Annotated in this window: 11 protein-coding genes and 2 pseudogenes; 10 read left to right on the top strand and 3 right to left on the bottom strand. The window is 43.3% G+C overall.

Annotation, left to right across the window (positions count from 1 at the left end; genetic code table 11):
* The first annotated feature begins 427 nt into the window (after window positions 1–427).
* From AACW75_RS16950 to AACW75_RS16940, 3 genes and pseudogenes are all read left to right on the top strand, one after another.
* The gene (locus AACW75_RS16950) at window positions 428–1,078 is read left to right on the top strand and encodes a SatD family protein (protein ID WP_237297870.1); all 651 of its coding nucleotides are present in this window, start codon (window positions 428–430) and stop codon (window positions 1,076–1,078) included.
* Window positions 1,071–1,838, top strand: coding sequence for a DUF3307 domain-containing protein (locus AACW75_RS16945; protein ID WP_237297869.1), 768 nt, complete (start codon window positions 1,071–1,073; stop codon window positions 1,836–1,838). The genes AACW75_RS16950 and AACW75_RS16945 overlap by 8 nt, the downstream gene beginning before the upstream one ends.
* Before the next feature lie 244 nt (window positions 1,839–2,082).
* Window positions 2,083–2,925: pseudogene (locus AACW75_RS16940) on the top strand (Rpn family recombination-promoting nuclease/putative transposase); the annotation flags it as partial.
* A gap of 90 nt (window positions 2,926–3,015) precedes the next feature.
* On the opposite strand, the pseudogene AACW75_RS16935 reads toward AACW75_RS16940, so the two are convergent.
* A pseudogene (locus tag AACW75_RS16935) lies at window positions 3,016–3,439 on the bottom strand (hypothetical protein); the annotation flags it as partial.
* A 473-nt stretch (window positions 3,440–3,912) separates the two neighbouring features.
* On the opposite strand from AACW75_RS16935, the gene AACW75_RS16930 reads away from it, so the two are divergent.
* The 5 genes from AACW75_RS16930 (at window position 3,913) to AACW75_RS16910 (ending at window position 6,522) form a co-directional block, all read left to right on the top strand.
* Window positions 3,913–4,269 (top strand): hypothetical protein, encoded by a 357-nt coding sequence (locus AACW75_RS16930; RefSeq protein ID WP_237297868.1) that lies wholly within the window; start codon window positions 3,913–3,915, stop codon window positions 4,267–4,269.
* A 37-nt stretch (window positions 4,270–4,306) separates the two neighbouring features.
* Complete coding sequence (locus tag AACW75_RS16925; RefSeq protein ID WP_237297867.1) at window positions 4,307–4,693, top strand: DUF7659 family protein; 387 nt, start codon at window positions 4,307–4,309, stop codon at window positions 4,691–4,693.
* Between the two features lie 78 nt (window positions 4,694–4,771).
* Window positions 4,772–5,107 (top strand): type I restriction endonuclease subunit M, encoded by a 336-nt coding sequence (locus tag AACW75_RS16920; protein ID WP_237297866.1) that lies wholly within the window; start codon window positions 4,772–4,774, stop codon window positions 5,105–5,107.
* A gap of 54 nt (window positions 5,108–5,161) precedes the next feature.
* Window positions 5,162–5,605: a lytic transglycosylase domain-containing protein gene (locus tag AACW75_RS16915; RefSeq protein WP_237297865.1), complete on the top strand. Its 444-nt coding sequence runs from the start codon at window positions 5,162–5,164 to the stop codon at window positions 5,603–5,605.
* 557 nt (window positions 5,606–6,162) lie between these two features.
* The gene (locus AACW75_RS16910; RefSeq protein ID WP_029224421.1) at window positions 6,163–6,522 is read left to right on the top strand and encodes a hypothetical protein; all 360 of its coding nucleotides are present in this window, start codon (window positions 6,163–6,165) and stop codon (window positions 6,520–6,522) included.
* Between the two features lie 20 nt (window positions 6,523–6,542).
* Here the strand turns inward: AACW75_RS16910 and traI are convergent, their stop codons facing one another.
* Both traI and traD read right to left on the bottom strand, forming a co-directional pair.
* Window positions 6,543–12,323, bottom strand: a complete 5,781-nt coding sequence (gene traI, locus AACW75_RS16905; protein WP_237297864.1) for a conjugative transfer relaxase/helicase TraI — start codon at window positions 12,321–12,323, stop codon at window positions 6,543–6,545.
* Window positions 12,324–12,510: 187 nt separating this feature from the next.
* Complete coding sequence (traD, locus tag AACW75_RS16900) at window positions 12,511–14,550, bottom strand: type IV conjugative transfer system coupling protein TraD (RefSeq protein ID WP_016800260.1); 2,040 nt, start codon at window positions 14,548–14,550, stop codon at window positions 12,511–12,513.
* A gap of 533 nt (window positions 14,551–15,083) precedes the next feature.
* Here traD and AACW75_RS16895 point away from each other — a divergent pair.
* Together AACW75_RS16895 and AACW75_RS16890 are read left to right on the top strand one after the other, a co-directional pair.
* Entirely contained in the window at window positions 15,084–15,326 is a 243-nt protein-coding gene (locus AACW75_RS16895) for a hypothetical protein (RefSeq protein WP_237297863.1), read from the top strand.
* A 5-nt stretch (window positions 15,327–15,331) separates the two neighbouring features.
* Window positions 15,332–17,647, top strand: a complete 2,316-nt coding sequence (locus AACW75_RS16890; RefSeq protein ID WP_017091125.1) for an AAA family ATPase — start codon at window positions 15,332–15,334, stop codon at window positions 17,645–17,647.
* Window positions 17,648–17,861: the final 214 nt, after the last annotated feature.

Here is a 17,861-nt window from a genome sequence, read left to right as displayed (position 1 = left end):
AGTTACTTGACTTCGTTACATTGTCTGGCTCGCTACTTTATTCAGAGCCATAGGGTCATCTGGTGATACAGATGGTTCACGCTTTCGTGGTGAACAACGCTTCATACGACTTCACGTCGCACGGGCAGATCTGAGCTAGCTGGCACTTTTTGAGAAAAGTGCCACAAGTAAAACTTCAGATCGATGAAGCCTCTGGACAAAAGTGAGTCAGTATCCATTATTGATGGTGCAGATCATATTGGATCACTACCACAGTAGTCGAACGGCACTCGTAAAAGTGATGACAGTCAAACTAAGGTAATGACAAGCTTCATGAATCGTTTAGCCCTAAACGGCTAATTTCCACCTATTAGCCATAAACGGCTAAATTTGCATTATTAGCCATAAACGGCTAAATTGGCATCTACATGAAAGAAGGAGTTTTAATGTGGAGTCTACCTCTAAACCTATCGCAGTGATCAGCGGCGATATTGTCAACTCAACCAAGCTAACATCTGAACAGTTTGAACAACTTCTTAAACGAATCAAAGACATTCAGAGACTGATCACCGCAGGAAATTCATCAAATGCGCACAGTATTGAGCGTGGCGATGAATTTCAGACCGTGGTGCATGATATTGAAAGCGCTCTGAGATACACCATCATTTATCGTATTGGCATTAAAGCGCTTGGCAAAGAGTTTGATAGTCGCATTAGCCTTGCTATTGCCTCTAATGCCGATTTGCGTGAGTCTGTCTCTGAATCGATGGGTGAAGCATTTGTTCTTTCTGGGCGTGGACTAAAAGCCTTAAAAAGCGACAGGTTGTTATTTAACTCTGACCGTTTCGAACTCACTGAGCACTTTGACTTACTCTTTAAGTACCTCGATAGACAACTAACGGAATTAACCTCGCGCCAATGTGAAGTTATGCTTCCGATGCTTCGAACCAATGAAGGTTTGTCTATTAGTGAGTTAGCAGAAAAGCTCGATGTTGCTACTGCCACTGCCAGTAAGTCTCTTAAAGCTTCAGGTTGGCCGCTAATCAGTGAGCTAAATTGGCGATTCATAAACCAAGTGACGGGACTCAAGTATGTTTAATTTTTTTGATGTTCTAATACCGTTCTTGATGATTCACATCATCTGTGATTTTTACCTCCAGCCGAACCAATGGGTAGAAGCAAAGAAAAAATACACTTACCGTTCAACTGAACTGTACTTTCACTCACTATTACACGGTGTCGCGTTGTTAGTTCCTGCTATAGCGTTAGGTATTGACTGGCGCTCAACTACTTGCTTGGTCGTTATCATAGCGGTAAGTCATTTTATTATCGATTTGTGGAAAGTAAGAGCACGAAATGGTGGTAAGTTTTCCTATTTTATTATCGACCAGACTTTGCATGTATCAGTGCTAGTAGCCATTGCCTTTCACATGGCAGATGGTGTAATGATCGATGCCGTACTACAAGATGAGAAGTTCTCAGATGGTGTTATGGTGGTGTTTGCTTACTTACTAATTCTCAAGCCAACTTCGATTGTGATTGGCAGCGTCTTAAGGAAGTTTCCAATATCAGATCAAGATCAAGATACAGATACTACTAGTATTAGTGGTCTTATCGCAGGTGGTGAGTTGATCGGTTACTTAGAGCGAGTGTTAATACTGACCTTTACGCTTGTGGGGAGCTATGCAGCTGTGGGTTTTGTATTGGCGGCTAAGTCAATATTTAGGTTTGGTGAGTTGAATAAATCAGACGACCGAAGCATGACTGAGTATGTGCTGATTGGTTCATTGATATCGGTGGTGATCACAACACTGGTAGGTACCTTAATATCACTTGGTTTGGATGTAAAAATTAAATGACCAAAAAGGTATTCGGCAATTTATTACTAGATAAGCTCGAATTTTACGGGATAACGATCAATTACAGGGAAGAGAGTTGCCCTTCTAATGTAGTGGATTAGCAGATTTGGTCACATAGTTAGAGCTCTAGACATAAGAACAAGTAGGTCAAAATTGGCGGCTGCATTCTGTGATAGCTAGCTGCCGAAACGCAGAATGGGTCAAAAATTAATTAGAGTAAATGAACTAAATTGATGTGTAGAAAGAAACCAACATGGTGCATAATTTTTATCATGGTACTGATTTGACGACCCTAAAGCTCGAATCAGGCAGCTTTATAGAAGAAAACTTACGGCCTTACTATTCGGATGTCCTTTATTCTCTTAAAACGTCTCAGGGGGAAGGGTACGTCTATGCGTTAATCGAGCACCAGAGTCGGCCAGATAAACACATGGCGTTCAGACTGATGCGTTACGCTATCGCTGCCATGCAAAAGCATATTGAAGCGGGTCATGAGCATTTACCCTTGGTGATCCCTTTGCAGTTTTACCATGGCCAAGTCTCGCCCTACCCATATGAGATGAATTGGTTAAAAGGTTTTGCTAACCCTAAGATGGCTAAGGCTCTCTAGACTCAAGATTTTCCATTGGTCGATGTCACTGTTATCTCCGATGATGAGATAATGCAACATCGCCGTATCGCGTTACTTGAACTTGTACAAAAGCACGCGAGGCATCGCGATATCATGGATTTCCTTGAGCCTCTGGTCACATTGCTCTTAACCGATTACACAACAGATAAGCAAGTACAGTCATTGATGAGCTACCTACTCCAAGTGGGTGAAACGAGTAACCTAGAAGCGTTAATTACGTCACTAGTCTCATCAGTACCGAAACACGAGGAAACACTTATGACTATTGCAGAACAATTGCGCCAACAAGGCGAGCAACGTGGCCGCCAAGAAGGTATACAATTAGGTGAGGAAAAAGGTCGCCAAGAAGCACTCAAGGAGATGGCGCGTAAGATGCTGCTTAATGGTCTAGATCAACAAACCATTATGGATGTCACGGGATTGAATACAGACGAACTAGCACAACTTTCTCATTAGCCGCTCAAGCATAAAGGGTTGTGTGGCAAAGTGGTTGTGTTGATAAAATCTGCCTGGAGATAAAGCTACATCGTCTATGGCTAACCGTTGGCTTCTAACTGGCATAGCTAGAGCTATAATTTTTGTTTGTAGTTTTGACATTTACTATCATTTCACCTATTTGAGCGTTGTAGTATTTCAAACTCGCTTTACCGCTCGTTAGCGCCTTTTCCGCTTCATTTATTGATCCACTCTCTTCCCAAAGCATTACCTTCTTTCGAGGTGAGTTTCAGTGAGTGACAACCTTTCTTTTTCAGAGGCTCATGGCACAACAAAACTGACTTCCGCACTCATGGTTTCGGGTGTGTCGAAATGAAAGCTAAGTGCAGTTTTTGCCATGCTCTGCGTTTCTTTGCATCAAGCATTTTCACTTTCCGCTCTCCCTGACCAAAAAGGTGGAGGCCAGTTGAGTTAATGGCTATATGGCGAATAACCCTTTAGATTTATTGCGATATTTGACTTGAACCGCCTTCGACGCATATCCCTGAATATTGACTATGACGGTTCTGTTTCCAACGCCAATCAACCTGTAAAGTACGTATTAAACTTAAATATTGGGCGTTCTCCCTTCGGACGGCTCATTCAGTCGCTTCACTCCTCTCGCGATAACTTATGGCACTGTTATCGAGCAAGCTCGATGTGACATTCAGTTACTGCGAACAATCACCCAGCGCCTCCGCTACTGCGTAGCTGCGCATCGTCGTGCCTCCTTATTACCTTTCACTGGCTTCAATTAAGTTCGAGTAAGGGCTTGTTTTCTTATGTGCCGATTTTCCTTTCGACTCGCATCACTTGATGGCGCTCGCAGGCTGTTCACCATCCTCAATCAGAACCTTCTCTGCAAGGGTAAATAAACGCTTCGCGCCCCTGCAGAGAAGAACCCTGTTTGAGGTCTGGACAGCCAAGCGGCTCCATAAAAGTGATACTCAAACAAAAAGGAAACTCCTCATGGCACAACAAAACTCAACCCCAACTCTCTCTAAATCGAATTTCAGCGACCAGCGTTTCGCCGCTGGGCACGAAAGCTCACCAAAAAATGATATCTCTTTATTGCGTATTCCTCAGCGTACAGAGGAAGAAGAGCACGGCTTTTCTCTTACGCCGTGTAGCGCCATTACCTTAGCTGAACTCAAAATTGCAGGATTTACTTTGCGTGATTCTAAGTTCTACCCATCCACTCAGGCTGAGGTTGAGAAGAGTATCTTGCACCACTTTAAAATAGGGGACTTAACTGACAATTTTATTGTGAAGGATGTATCAACCCCTTCGAGATCCCTCCTTTCGTTTCACCGTTGCCCGTTTTAATTCTTGGGATATTTTTTAATAACGTAAGGAGTAAGTGATGAAATATCTCTCTCACTATATTCAAGCCAAACAAACGCAAGCATTTAATGAGGCGGGGGCGTTCTTTGCTTTTTCTAATAAGCAGCTCGATGGAGAAAAAAAAGAGGGCGTGAAATATGCGTCATTAGGTATGGGTTTAATTTGCCCTGTTGATAATGCGAAGCAATTAATGACCCGTTTAGATTCTATTGCTCAAGAAGGGATCGCCGAAGACATCGAAGAGAATGGTAAAAAAGCGATCATTCGCCGTGAGCTATTCAATCACGAGTGTTTCTATACCAATGACATTTGTGATTGTGTCGAAAAGCTCGAAGGGTATGGCATTTCTTACGATGAAGTGTATGAGGTTTTTAATCACATTCGTAAAACGGAAGACGTTTATTAAACGCTAAAAGTAAAGCGCCTTGATATTTGCTGTATCAAATATCAAGGCAAATTCAATTTAAATACAGGGGTAAATAAAATGAACATTAAAAATGTTACATCAGGTAACGAAGAAACAAAAGAAAAAAATTATGTTTGTACGGCTGTGCCGTTTGATCTTGGCAAAGTCGTTTGTACACAAGGCATTGCTGAACTGCTAAATAACAATATTGGTGTGAATTTACCGATTTACTTACATCGTCACCAAAATGGTGATTGGGGAAATATCTGTGTTGAAGGTAAACTTACCAATGACGAAGCCACCAAGACAGGCGAGCGGGTTTTATCCAGTTACACCATTTGTAATGAACAAGTCTGGATAATTACCGAGCGTGATCGTAGTTGCACTACGATTTTACTCCCTAATGAATATTGATGACGTCAATTCACGCGATATAATGGAGTTCCTTTGGACTCCATTTTTTAGCTTATGAAAAAACTAATCTTATTTTTGTCGGTCTTTCCAAGTGTCGGGTATTCGTTTTGTTTTGATGAAGCAGGACAACATTATAATGTTGATCCAGGTTTGCTGCGATCGATAGCACAAGTTGAAAGCAGTCTTGATCCTAATGCTTATAACGAAAACAAAAATAAAAAAGGTCAAGTAACCAGTCGTGATTTTGGACTCATGCAAATTAACTCTAGTTGGTTTCCTCGACTGGCTGAATTTAATGTCAATGAAACCAATGTCTACGAACCTTGTTTTAATGTTTCATTAGGTGCGTGGGTATTAAGCTCTAACTTTGCCAGCCATGGCTATAACTGGAATAGCGTAGGCGCTTATAATGCAGGATTTCTTAAACGTACCGAAAGCGCCAGAAAAATATACATCAAAAAAGTTCAGAAAGTATATTATCAGTCGCCATTAAAATAACCTTTCTTGCACCATAACGGTGCGGCGCTAGTTGTGTCACGATCTTCTTTTTCCGTTTGACATTCCTTCCCTAATGGTCTCAATCACCCTAGATTCAATCGCCAACGGTTCGGCTTTTGAGCTCGACGTTCCTAAAACACACCCCAAGAAAACAAACTAGATGCAGATTCATTGGAGGTCATTGTTACCGCTTTAGAATCATCCACACCCTACGGCGCATTGAAATCAATGCAAATGGTTGTCTGTAAAAAAATAAAAAGACAAGAAAAACAAAAGCTTTTAAAGATAAAAGTCGTCTAAATTAACGTAAGAAAAATTTTAAAAATCCACACTAATTAGCCGTTTAAATTTCAATGGATAAATATGTTTTTTCAATGATTATTAATTGATCCCTTATAGATAAAGCGATGAGAGCATTTTCAATACTATTTAAATTGGAAATCATTGAATGTTGATTGAGCTCTTTATTGACAAGGTTCAATGGGTGTTTTATAAAATTAATTGATTGAAATTTCATTGGAATAACAATGCTTTTAATTGGGATTGAGGAGGGCAATATGACACGTTCTTATCCGCTACAAAGCTCATTACGTGGAAAGTTAGCGCAAGATTTTAAGACGTTTAGGGATAAGGAAGCGTTAAGTGATGCAGAGGCCACGCGGCAACTTTTGATGTTGGCACTGCGCATTAAACTCAATGACAGTGAGGATGATAGTCCATCGAATCGTGCGTTGATGGAAGAGATTTATCGTGTCGTTCGTGGTTCATCTGCGATCACTGATGTGGTTCATGGACAAACCTTTGATGGTGAAAAATTATTCCGAGAACAAAAAGAATCCAAACCCTTTAGGCAACAGGTGAAGTCTGATATCGATAATAAAGTCGATGAGTTTCTGGCAGGCAAAAAAAAAGGGTAGTCCATTGGACACCCCTTTTTCTACCGCTCTAACTCTCTATCTAGCTTATTATATTGGTCATTGTTGTTGTCACGCTCCTGATTAAAATCAAACGTTTTTTGAGGGGAGGGTTCTTTGCTGTCGAAGTGTTCAAGCTCTTTATCTTTGATTTCTTTTGTGTGTTGATTAATATCAGTGTCCGGCTTGTTGGTTAATGAATCATGGTCTTGAGTGGGGGTGTCGAATTCCTCTTTTTGTTGATGCGTTTGTTGATGGTATTGTTCAATACCCTGTTTAATTTCCTCAAGCATATCGTCAGGTGAAACAAACTGAATATTTCTCCCTGAAAATTTGGCCATGATTTTTTCAACGTTGTTGGGATTTAAATCAGTATTGCCTTGACTCAGTACAATCACAATGTTCTGTCTGAGTTCATCGGTGGAGATATTCTGAATGTCATTCTTATGATTGACATTGATAATGTCGTATTGGCCTTGATGCGCTTGATTAATAATAAAAGCATTCTCGATTGAGGTACTGATGATGGTGGTGTGCAAATCACTGCCTTGATGAAATCGCGTTATTTGTTTGGATTTCGTGCCTAATATCCGTGGGTTGATGTCGAGTGCCGGATCTTTATTTCCTTGCCCGTCTAAATAAGTCACTTCAATCGCTTTTGTTTCTCCTTTTTTATCGTGAATGTTAGTTATCATTGCCGAGTGAAATGTCTGGTCCTCCGAGGAGTACACTGCTTGATGAAAATGAACATGGTCATTCTTAGGGTGTTCAATACCTAATTTATTGAGGTAAGTTTCGGCTAATGTGCCTGTGAGTGGCTGACTGGTTTGTATATATTCTTTCGCTCTCTCTTCAAATTGTGCCATGTGTTTTGGCGTAGTAGTCAGTAATTGTTCATGTTTAGGGTTGGCGGTGAGTTGGTATTTATCAGGATCATTAAGGATGTTGTGGGCTTCTTTCATTGCCTCCTTATAATTTATTTCCTTATGACTCATCATCAAATTGATTAATGAGCCTTTTTCACCGGTGGTATAGTCTTTAAAATACCCTCGATATTCCCCCGTTAATGACACTTTTAGAGCCGATTTACCGATACCAAAGGTTAAATAGTCACGGTCTGATTTAGATGGGTTCGGTTGTCCCAATAGGTTGATGGCTAAGCTTTCGGTGTATTTAGGGAGCGCTTGGTTGATGTGTTCTTTAAATTGGTTGTAGTCAAAATCTCCGTTTCTATTTTGATAACGTACGTCTTCATGAGGCAGAGCTTTGTCATTAAAGTAAGGGGTACTGTGTGGTGCAATGTTCTCGATGGTTTCAATGGCACTGTGTTTATTGACCTCTTTTGATAACCAGCTCTTCATCATCTGTTTTGGGTTATCGGTAAAAAGTTTGACATGAGTGCTCGCTCGGCTCAAATCGATGTAAGCGCGTCTTAAGTTCGTCAGTGCGCCTTTGCCTTTGAGAGTGGTAATGACGTACTGATACGTCGCTCCTTGCGCCATGTCCGCAGTTCTGGTGTAAGCGTAATCCCAATGCCCATCTTTGAGTTGGTTTGGATTGAGGTTTAACGTTTGCCCTTCTTTCGAAAGCGCGGTGATTTCTTCCTTGGTGGCACGGCTGATGGTGTATTCCACATTGGCTTTAATGCCTCGCGCTTTGTCGGTAAAGCGGGTCATGATTTTATCACCGGTTGAAAGCGGTTTTTCTGATTGAGCGAAGAGTGACGTGTATTTGTGGTCTTTGTTGCGTGGCAAAAACGGTTTTGTCTTACCTGTATTCACGTCTTGAAGTGTCACCACTCCGTGCTCCGAATCAATGTGGGTAATGATGTCGTACTCTCCTGGCTTGGTGCTTAAAATGAGCCCTTTCTGATAAGGCATCATGGTGGCTAACTCTTCTTTGCTATCACCTGTAGAGCGCAATCGGGTGGTGATGATGTTCTCTTGGCCTATCTCTTGTGTTTTCATCAGTCCGACACGAATGTGCTCAGTGATGTGGTCACGCTCATTATTCGTGTAAGCAATGATAAGCGTGTTTTCTCGCGTTTCGGGCGTACGGGCAAGGTAGTCCTGTGCTACAGCGTAAGGCAGCTTTTCGGTGGCAATAAGCTGTGCTTTGCTTTGGTCTTTCGCACTCTCATCGAGGGTGGAGATAATATGTTGCGTGCTACCGAGTGTATCAGGGCTTTGCTGAGAGAGTTTATCGAGGGCGCTGTGTGGCTGCTTATCCACAATGTTGTGTACGGCACCAAGCAGTATTTCATTCTTCTGACGAATGATGTCGGTCATAAAAGCCGTATCGATGAGTCCTTGTCTCATGCTCAATTCAAACGGTTTACCGGCATTAAGAGAAAGCAGCTGCTCTTTATCCCCAAGCAAGGTGGCTTTGGAGCCGCTTTGTAATACAAGGTCGGTGAGCTCTTTGGCTTGTTGGTTGCTGACCATGGAGCTTTCATCGAGGAAGAACAGCGTGTTTTTGTAGTCCTCTGGTAAGGTGATGCCACGTCTTAGGTCGGTCAGTAAGCTTTCCAGCGTTTGCGCTTGTATCCCTTTGCTTTCCAGTTCGCTGACGGCGGCGTGAGTTGGCGCCAGACCGATCACTTGCGAAGGTGAGTATGTACTGGCTTGGCCGGTGTGTTGAATCAATTCAATGTTGGATTCGAGCAGGGTGGATTTACCGGTGCCTGCCAAACCTTGCACGGCCACAAAACTGTCTTTAGTCGTTGAGATAAGGGTGATGCCGTCCTTTTGCCCTTGGGTAAGGCGAGGCTGTGCATCGAGATAATCTCTGACTTGTCTGTGGGTGGCAAACGGCTTGTGTTGATTTTTCCCTTGCTCAATGTTCCGCAAAATGTGCTTTTCGGTATCGAGCGCCGCTTGGGTGGTCCAGCGTGTGCCGTCGCTGTATTCGGCAGAGAGGGTGTCACTGCGCTTGGCGAGCTCTGTTTCAATTTGATCTTTGATTATCGGTTGATTGGCCTCTTCAAAAGCGTAACGGATCGCTTCGACGACTAACTCTTTTTGTGTAAACGCCGCTTCTTTTTCAGAAAGATGACTCAGGGCAAAGTTCAACGCTTTCTCTTGCAGTGGTGAATTTTGCTCTTTGTTTAAGAGGGTGAGGGCTTGCTGGATGTCGCTTTTGACGGTGATGGCGGTGGTGTCAGTCAGGTAGCGGTCGTTGACGCTTTGAGTGTGCATCACTCGCTCGATGGCAGAAAGCTTCACTTCGCTTTTCTCAAGCGCGGCCTGGGCTTTATCGGGGTTGTCGGTAAACACATCGATGCGCGCGCTTTTCTCGGTCAGATCATGGAAGAGCGCTTTGGAGAGCGTAAAGGCTTTGCCTGAAATGAGAGTGTGCGGCCTTGGTTCGATATGACTGGCGGAATGCACATAGTCGTATTTTAGTGGTGCGTCTTTCAGGGCTTCTGCGGGGATGGTTTTCGATTCGCCTTGCGTGTCCGTTAACGTCAGGGTTTCTTTAGATAATCCTGTGACCACGTAACGTTCATTGGCGTTCAACCCAGATGGAAAGTGCTTACTGGTGGTTATGAGGCGTTCACCTTGGTTAACTTGCAACGATTCAGGTTTAAAGACCTGCATGTTGATGGCTTTGAATCCGGTGGAAGCGGGATCGAGGGTGTATTCTTGTCCATCGGTTTTGCTGAGTACATGGACTCGATTGTTTGTCTTATCCGATGTGGAAACCACTAACTCTTGAGGTTTTCCGTCTTCCCAATGGCGAAGGGTCATGCCCGGCTTGTAGTGTTGCGCTAACTCCTGTTGGGGTTTAGACAAATAATGAGGTTGCTGAGTCAACAAGGTGATGCCGCTGCGGGCAAGTTGACCCTGGTTCTGTAGAGAGGTCCGGATCGCGTCCGTCAATCGTCGTTGTTCAACGTGAGAAGTCGCCAGCACTTGTGTGTCTTCTTTGTTTGATAAGTAGGTATAAGCTCTGGCGAGGGTGCGCGTATCACTGTCGTGCAAGGCAACCTTACTGTCTATCTGTTTGCTGTCTACCCAAGAGTGCGAGACGACGTTGCCTTTGCGGTAAAGCTCGATGGCGTTATAGGCTTTAAAACCTTGGCGACTGGACGTGTTATTCAGCAAGATGACTTTGCTCCCCGATCCCTTAGCTTTTGCATTTAAAGCGATCAACTCATTCGCGCTCATTTTGTGGGCGCTGTCGACGAGAAGGACATCTTTGTTGGTCATTGGTAGGTCGGAGTGCAACAAACTATGGACAGAGTGACGATGCTCTTCTTGAAACCGGTGTTTTACCCAGGCTGCGACCGTATGACTTTCACGTTGGATGGTTTGGCTATGACGGTGTTTGTCTTTGGCGTTTTGTGACACTAAGTGGACACGTTTACCGACATGGTTGCCGACGTTCAATAGGTTTTGCGCGATTTGCTCACTGTTGCCAAACACATTGACCACATGAAACTGTTTGGTGGACTGGTAAATGTCCGCCACCTTTTGGCAGTTGCCTTGAGTGAGGGTCAGTTTATCTAACGTAGCGTCATTGACGGGAGTACGCATATGGTGCATACGCCCTTTGCTGGCCGCCATTAACGCTTGTTCGGTTTTCAGCATGGTTTGAGTGGTGTATTGACCTTTCATGGAAAGGGGGAGAAGCGCCCCGTCTTTCACCCATTGGTCTGCGGCCATTTTAAGGTCGATTGCATTGGCTTGTACGCCGCCCTTGGTAAACTCGGCCGCGGCTAATTCTATGATCTTTTCCAGTTTTAGTGCCGTGTTGTATTGCTCCAAGTGTTCAACGGCGCGACTAAACGCGTCTTTAGCGATTTGTTCAGGGTGATGCTCTTGTTGAGCGATGCCGAGGGCGTTTTTAACCAAGTCTTTGGGCTGATAGCCTTTGTTGCACACCGTTTGTTGCCAGCGAGTATTGAGCTCGGCCTCACTTTCGTAGGTTTTGGCTTTGCGAGTATCGAGTGCGGCTACATCTTTTGCCGCTTGCGTCCCCCCAAAATCTAAGGCTTGTTGGTCGAGCTGTTGTTTGCGAGTAGAAAACGTATCAAGGAGGATTTGAGGGAGGCCTTTGGCTTCAAATTGGCCGTTACCCAACCCTTGCATTTGATAACCCATTTGTTCGCTCTCTTTGGCAAGCTGACTCTGGTAAAGAGCGGTGTAGTACTTTTGGAAGTGGTAAATGCGCTCGCCTGTTCCATTGATGACGCCGCCTTTTTGTTTGAGAGAAGAGGCGAGTGTACGCAGTTGCCCTTCTTTGTCGCGCGTCATGTTTGCCGTCAAAGCGTGGGAATGGAGTTGTGGGTCGTTTTCACGACTGGTTTTATGGCGCACGACCGCAAAGGCCATGGATTCGGTATTGATGAACTCACGAGCGCCTTCGTCATTGATGTGCGTGGCTTGTGCTACGTCTTTTTCTAATTGCGAGAGCGCGAATTTGACCGCCGTGTTATGCGCATCGATTAAACGTGTGTCACCCCCGACGAGAGCAAGTACACTGACCGATTTTGGCGCAGAAAAGGTTAGGTCAAACCCCGATTTATGATCGTCGCGTTTGCCTTTGATGGTTTCATGGCCTAGGTGTCCAGATAAAACGGACTCTAACGTTTTTTGGTCAACCGGTTTACCGAGTAGGCCTGCTTCTTCGGCTAACTGACCATGCCAAAAGGTGTTTTCATTGGTACTGTTTTCTTTGAGGTAGTAGTTGTCGTTGCTGTCTTTTTCGAGAGAAATGTCAGGGGTCTCTTGGGTGTTTTCTTCGTTTAAGTAATACTTGGCGGCGCCAGAGGCGGATTTAAGAGGGCTAATGGACATCATAAGGTGTTCTCCTTTTTTTGGGGCGCAGCAAAGCCGCCACGTCAGCGGAATGCCGGTGAGTTGGGTGTCGTACGAATGGGTTAGCGGACGGCGTTGATGTGAATGAAAGGGTGGTAAAGGGTTTTTACAGGGGAGGGTAAGATTGTGTTCGGTCTCTAAATGTTCCTTGATGTTTCATTTCGTGTGGTTAATCGTACATCTCGCCCGTTTCTGCTTGTGTCATGGACGCCTCTTCGGTTTCTCGCTGTAGTGCATTTTGTGTGTTTTCAGCGAGCTGTTGGTTTTGGGCAGCGTTATTGGTCGGGTTTTCCTTTTTCGGTGCTTTGGCAAGGGTTTGTTTTTGATGGGTTCTGGTTTGCTGCTGCTCTTCTTCGTTTTCATAGGTACTTTGCTGAATGGCGAGTAATCGGTTTCTTTGGGTTTCATCGAGTTCATGCAAAGCAATTAACTCATGAAAAATCAAGGCTTGGTCGATACTCTCCATTGCTTTCCCGCCTGGTAGGTTGCGTTTGATGAAGGAGGGTTGGAGATTGCTCATGCGGTCGTACTTCAGTTGCAGCTTAGTGATGAGCATGGAGTTAGGGGTGCGTAAGTAACACTCTAAATCATCCAAACCTTGGATTTGGGCAGGAGAAACCACAGGACGCGTTTTGTTTTGGTGACCAAGTGAGACACCGTCACGCAGTGCGTTCGCCCCGTAAGAAATATTTTCTCGTGAGATATCGATTTCTTGCTCACCAAGATCATCCGAGGAAATGGTGGCCATCGCTTTTGAAGGGGCGCGGAAGAAAAAGCGCGTGTTGAGCAAATCAAAAATGACTCTCGCCGCGTTGCGCCCGTAAGTGGTTTCTAATTGAGCGTAAGATTGCAAACCCAGTAAATAACATCCTCCAAATTTACGCACTTCAGAAATAATGTGCGTGAGTTCAGGCAGTTTATGTAACGTAGGCATTTCATCGATGATCACCCAAATTCGGCGGTCGTCATCGGGCTCCATTCCTAGAATGGCGTTGGAGGCAATCGCAAGCCACATCGAGATCAGTGGTCTGAGTGCGGTGTGTTGTCTTGCGTTACTCGATAGGAATAAAAATCCTTGCTGGGATTCATCTTGCACCCAATCTGTGATCGAAAATGGCGCCCGTTTATGGTGGCCTTGTGCGTCTTTTTCATCCAAACCATGTAAGTAACGTAATGACTTAATGTAAGTCGCTAGTACCGATTTGATGGAGATAGCTGTCTTCTCGATACTTTTCGAGACGAGGGAGCTAGCTTCGGTGTCTTTTAAGTGTTCACCTAGCGTGGAAAGCTCCGACGTTAAGATAATGTGCAGCAAATTTTCAATGGTACATTTGTGTTTGTCATCGATCATCATTTGATAGGTGGTTGCTGCGAAAATGGTTCGTGCGGAATCCACCCAAAACGGGTCGCCTTCGCCGTGTTGCGGAATAAGCGCGGCCGCGAGCGATTCAAAGTCAGGGGCTTCTTTGGCATCACTCCAAATATCCCATGCAGCGCAACGCTCATCGAAGGGATTTAAAATCACGTCTTTATGAGGGTCATAGAATTTACTGACAAAATCGCAGCCTTTATCGTAGATGATGGCTTTATCGCCTCGCGCCCGTATCCAGCGCAATAACTTGCGAATCGCAACGGATTTACCTGCGCCTGTGGTGCCGTCAATCATTAAGTGCTTGACCTCAAACCTATCAACAAAAAGCTTGTGACCATCGAGTGCAAAAGGAGAGAGTTTTTTCTTCTTTTTCAGCTCTGCGGTGACGGCTTTAGGCTCAGCCAATTGAAAGCCGCGAATGTGGTTATCTTCGCTTTGCTCTTGCCCTTTTCTCTTAAACCAGTGGTTGATAATCACAAACAGCACGGTGGAAGTGGCCACAGAGACCAGTAGGCCAATGAACAGGGCTTGCAGTAATTCTTGGTAGCACTGTGACAAGATGGGGTTTTGCAGTTGTTGGCCAAGGGTGCTGCTGTAGCGTTGATCTTCCCATTCGACCACTACGTTGCGCTTTAGGCTAAAACCTAATTTGTTGAATAGCCAAAATAGACTGTAGTAGTAGGCACCGGTTAATGTGCTGGCCGAGGTGAGGAGGTAAGTAGTGATAAGCCCGAGCAAGGCCGCGAAGATATTGAGGTACTTGATTGTGGTTACGTTCACTTGCCACCACATGCGAATGTTGTGAAAAGTGATTTGACCACCACGAGTCGTAGACATAGAAAAACTCCTTATGAAGGAAAACAAAAAAAGCGCCCACACTGAGTGAGGCGCTTTTGTTCGGTTTGATGAAATCTGAAATAGGGCTACAAGCTGCAAAAGAGGTGTATTACGAGTGCCAAGGCTAAGATACGACAGAATCGCTTGGTGATCACAATTAAGAATTGAGCCGTTTCAAAAACGTTTTTGGACAGAAATGCGTTAGAGCAAGGAGTCTAAAGTTGGGTCGTAGGATGAGGAAAAATATGGTACTCAAATAAAGTTTACCCTGCACCCCACATATCCATGTTATCAATCAATATCATGAGTTCGGTAACTAGGAAATAGATAAGTAACTGATACCGAGAAGCTCAAGAAAGAGCTTGAGCTATTGACTGATGATATTCAAGACTGCCTAGATTTAGATGATAAACTACCTACAGTTGTGACTTTTTCACAAAGTCCTGATTTTTTACAGGGCTTTGTGTTTTCTCCTATTGAAATAATATACAACGGACACCATATCGTTATTGTCTATTTCACAGGATAATATTATGCATACTAAGAAAACCTCTAAATCAGTTGCTTCAAAAGCAGCTAAGGCCCTTTCTGATCCTAATGCTTCAAAGATTCAAAAGTCACTAGCTGCTAGCGCAATGGCTCAAGCTAGTTCATCAAAGCAAACAGGCAAAGACATGGAGACTAAAGCCTCAAAGGTTCTTCAGTCAGACAAATACAGTGACGATACCAAAGAGTTTGCTGCTTCGGTGCTAGCTCAGTCAAACAAGAAGCGATAGGCAATATGATTAACGGCATTAGTAAAATCAAGAGTCTTCGCTCATTCGGAATTTATGAGAATTACATCAATGATGGTTGTGATGAGTTTGCGAAATTTAATCTTATCTATGGTTGGAACGGTTCAGGTAAATCGACATTATCTCGATTGTTCCGTTGTATTGAAAACAAGAGCTTAGATGGCACCAACTACACCGAGTCAGCATTTGAAATCGAGTACAGCTTGGATGGTCAAGCTCAGAGTGTCCTTACTCAACAAAACCTCTCTCAGAATCAGCTAAACATTCGGACATTCAATAATGATTTCGTTCGTGAAAACATCGATTGGAGTGGCACTGTTAAGAGTATACTGCTTGTTGACCAGCAGAAAATCGAAGAACGAAAGCAATTAGATGAACAGAATAAAACTCTCAAACTAAAAGAATCAGCTTCAGAAAAAGAAACAAAGATAGCTGATGACCTCGATACCGAGATTAACAAATTCCTGTCACGCACAGCGAAGAGTATCAAGACGAGCTTAAAGGTAATTGGGACCGAAGATAGTAAGTACCTTAACTACAACAAAACCTCACTTGAAAATTTGATTAGAACTAGCTCTGCGGAAGTTGTGGATTCTGCGTCAGTTCTTACCGATGAGCAAATCATTCTTCATACCAAGTCAGCTTCTCCTGTCGAAAAAGATAAAATTTCATTTGCAGCAAATACAATCAGGCAAGATTATTTTGAGTCGGGCTTCAATGCGCTAACTAAGTTGCTAAGTAAGTCAGCGGTTAATGAAGTCATTGAGTTTCTTAGAGACAACCCCGATGTTCAAACGTGGGTATCAAGTGGTATGGCGGTTCATGATGAGCATAAATCGGAAGAATGTCACTTTTGTGGAAATAAGATAGATGAATCAAGGCTCACTAGTTTAAATAATCATTTTAGTAATGAATTCAAACTATTGAAGCAGGAGATTACTGAGGCAACAAAGTACTGTTGTGATTTACCTGAGCTTACTTTACCTGGTGTTGAGTCATTTTTTGATGAGTTTCAGACTGAGTACAAAGAAGTAGTAGCTCCTTTGGAGGGTGTTGTAACTGAAATCAATATTATCGTAGAGCAGTGGCGAGAATGTATCGATAAAAAATCAAATAATCCATTTGATATCTCTCAAAAGATTTCGTCTGTGACAGTGGATTTGATAGACCAATATAACAAAGTGATTCTTGATATCGCTGCTTGTGTGAAAAAACACAATGACAAATCAGGAAACTTCCAGGCTGTTACGACCACACATAAAAAAACACTTGAGCTCCATTACGCCGCTGATGAAGTTATCGATTTTGATTACAGTAAAAAAGTAGAAGATACAAAGGCCGCAAATGGTACTGTGCTGAAGTTGAGTGACGAAATTTCTGCAATTAAGAAAGAAATACAGAGACTTGAAGCAGAATTATCGAATGAGTCAATTGCCGTAGATGCTTTCAATGCTGAGCTAGCGAAGTTTATTGGTAGAACTGAGTTAACTTTGAAGTTTGATGCAAAGCAGAAAGGTTACCGAATTTCACGTAATGGATCCGATAGGCACGCTCAAAACCTGAGTGAGGGTGAGAAAACCGCCATAGCATTTGTCTACTTCGCGACGAAACTCGAAGAGCACGATAATGATATTAAGAATACGATTGTCGTGATTGATGACCCAGTTTCTAGCTTTGACTCTAATCACTTGTTCCACTCGTACTCATTCTTGAAAAAACACTGTGAGCAGGCAAAGCAGTTGTTTGTAATGACGCACAATTTTTCCTACTTCAAGTTGGTTCGTGACTGGATGCTGAAGAAAAATAAGATGCGTAAACAACCGCCAGTGATTAAAGCAAGAGCATATACGATTGAAAGTAAATCTGACGGAGTGCGTCAGTCTAAATTGGTTAATGCTGGTGGTTCATTGACTGATTATAATTCCGAGTATCACTACCTGTTCTCTAAACTTTATTATCTCAAAGAGAAACAAGAGCTTAATCTTGATGAAGTGTATTTGTGTGCGAACTTGTCAAGAAAGCTGTTGGAATCTTTCTTGTGCTTTAAGTTTCCTAAAAAGAGAAGTGATTTTAGACAGTTGGTTGATGATGGTGTTAGGCATTACCCAGCAATCAAACCTGAAGATGTTGAAAAGGCATATCGCTTCATTAATAAATATTCTCACAACCAAGAGATCGAGTTAGAGGATAACGCTGATAACTTGCTTGGTGAGTCGCCTGCGATTCTCAATATCATATTAGGTATTGTTAAGACTATCGATGAGGCACATTACACTGAGATGGAAACAGTAGTTACTGCTTGATAGTATCAAAAGGGAGTCTTAACGACTCCTTAACTTATCCGTAATACCTTTCTCGATAAGGCGTGTTGTCACTCTTTCGTGAAAAGGGGGAGTCAGAACCGCAATTTTTACTCTAACAAACTTCAGGTCGAACGGGCACTTTCGTGTTGCAATGCCCCCAGAAACTGTGAATCTCGCTGACTCAACGCTGGACAAAAATGAGCCAGTAAATTTC

It is taken from the genome of Vibrio sp. L3-7 (assembly GCF_963898195.1).
Classification (GTDB): Bacteria; Pseudomonadota; Gammaproteobacteria; order Enterobacterales; family Vibrionaceae; genus Vibrio; species Vibrio echinoideorum.
The sequence above is the reverse complement of the archived record's forward strand: the minus strand, read 5'-3'. Positions and strand labels throughout refer to the sequence as shown.

Excerpts from the sequence above, each read along its gene's own strand:
- AACW75_RS16890 (WP_017091125.1), top strand. The coding sequence starts at position 15,332 with ATGATTAACGGCATTAGTAAAATCAAGAGTCTTCGCTCATTCGGAATT.
- traI (WP_237297864.1), bottom strand. The coding sequence starts at position 12,323 with ATGATGTCCATTAGCCCTCTTAAATCCGCCTCTGGCGCCGCCAAGTAT.
- traD (WP_016800260.1), bottom strand. The coding sequence starts at position 14,550 with ATGTCTACGACTCGTGGTGGTCAAATCACTTTTCACAACATTCGCATG.
- AACW75_RS16910 (WP_029224421.1), top strand. The coding sequence starts at position 6,163 with ATGACACGTTCTTATCCGCTACAAAGCTCATTACGTGGAAAGTTAGCG.
- AACW75_RS16920 (WP_237297866.1), top strand. The coding sequence starts at position 4,772 with ATGAACATTAAAAATGTTACATCAGGTAACGAAGAAACAAAAGAAAAA.
- AACW75_RS16945 (WP_237297869.1), top strand. The coding sequence starts at position 1,071 with ATGTTTAATTTTTTTGATGTTCTAATACCGTTCTTGATGATTCACATC.
- AACW75_RS16895 (WP_237297863.1), top strand. The coding sequence starts at position 15,084 with ATGCATACTAAGAAAACCTCTAAATCAGTTGCTTCAAAAGCAGCTAAG.
- AACW75_RS16925 (WP_237297867.1), top strand. The coding sequence starts at position 4,307 with ATGAAATATCTCTCTCACTATATTCAAGCCAAACAAACGCAAGCATTT.
- AACW75_RS16915 (WP_237297865.1), top strand. The coding sequence starts at position 5,162 with ATGAAAAAACTAATCTTATTTTTGTCGGTCTTTCCAAGTGTCGGGTAT.
- AACW75_RS16930 (WP_237297868.1), top strand. The coding sequence starts at position 3,913 with ATGGCACAACAAAACTCAACCCCAACTCTCTCTAAATCGAATTTCAGC.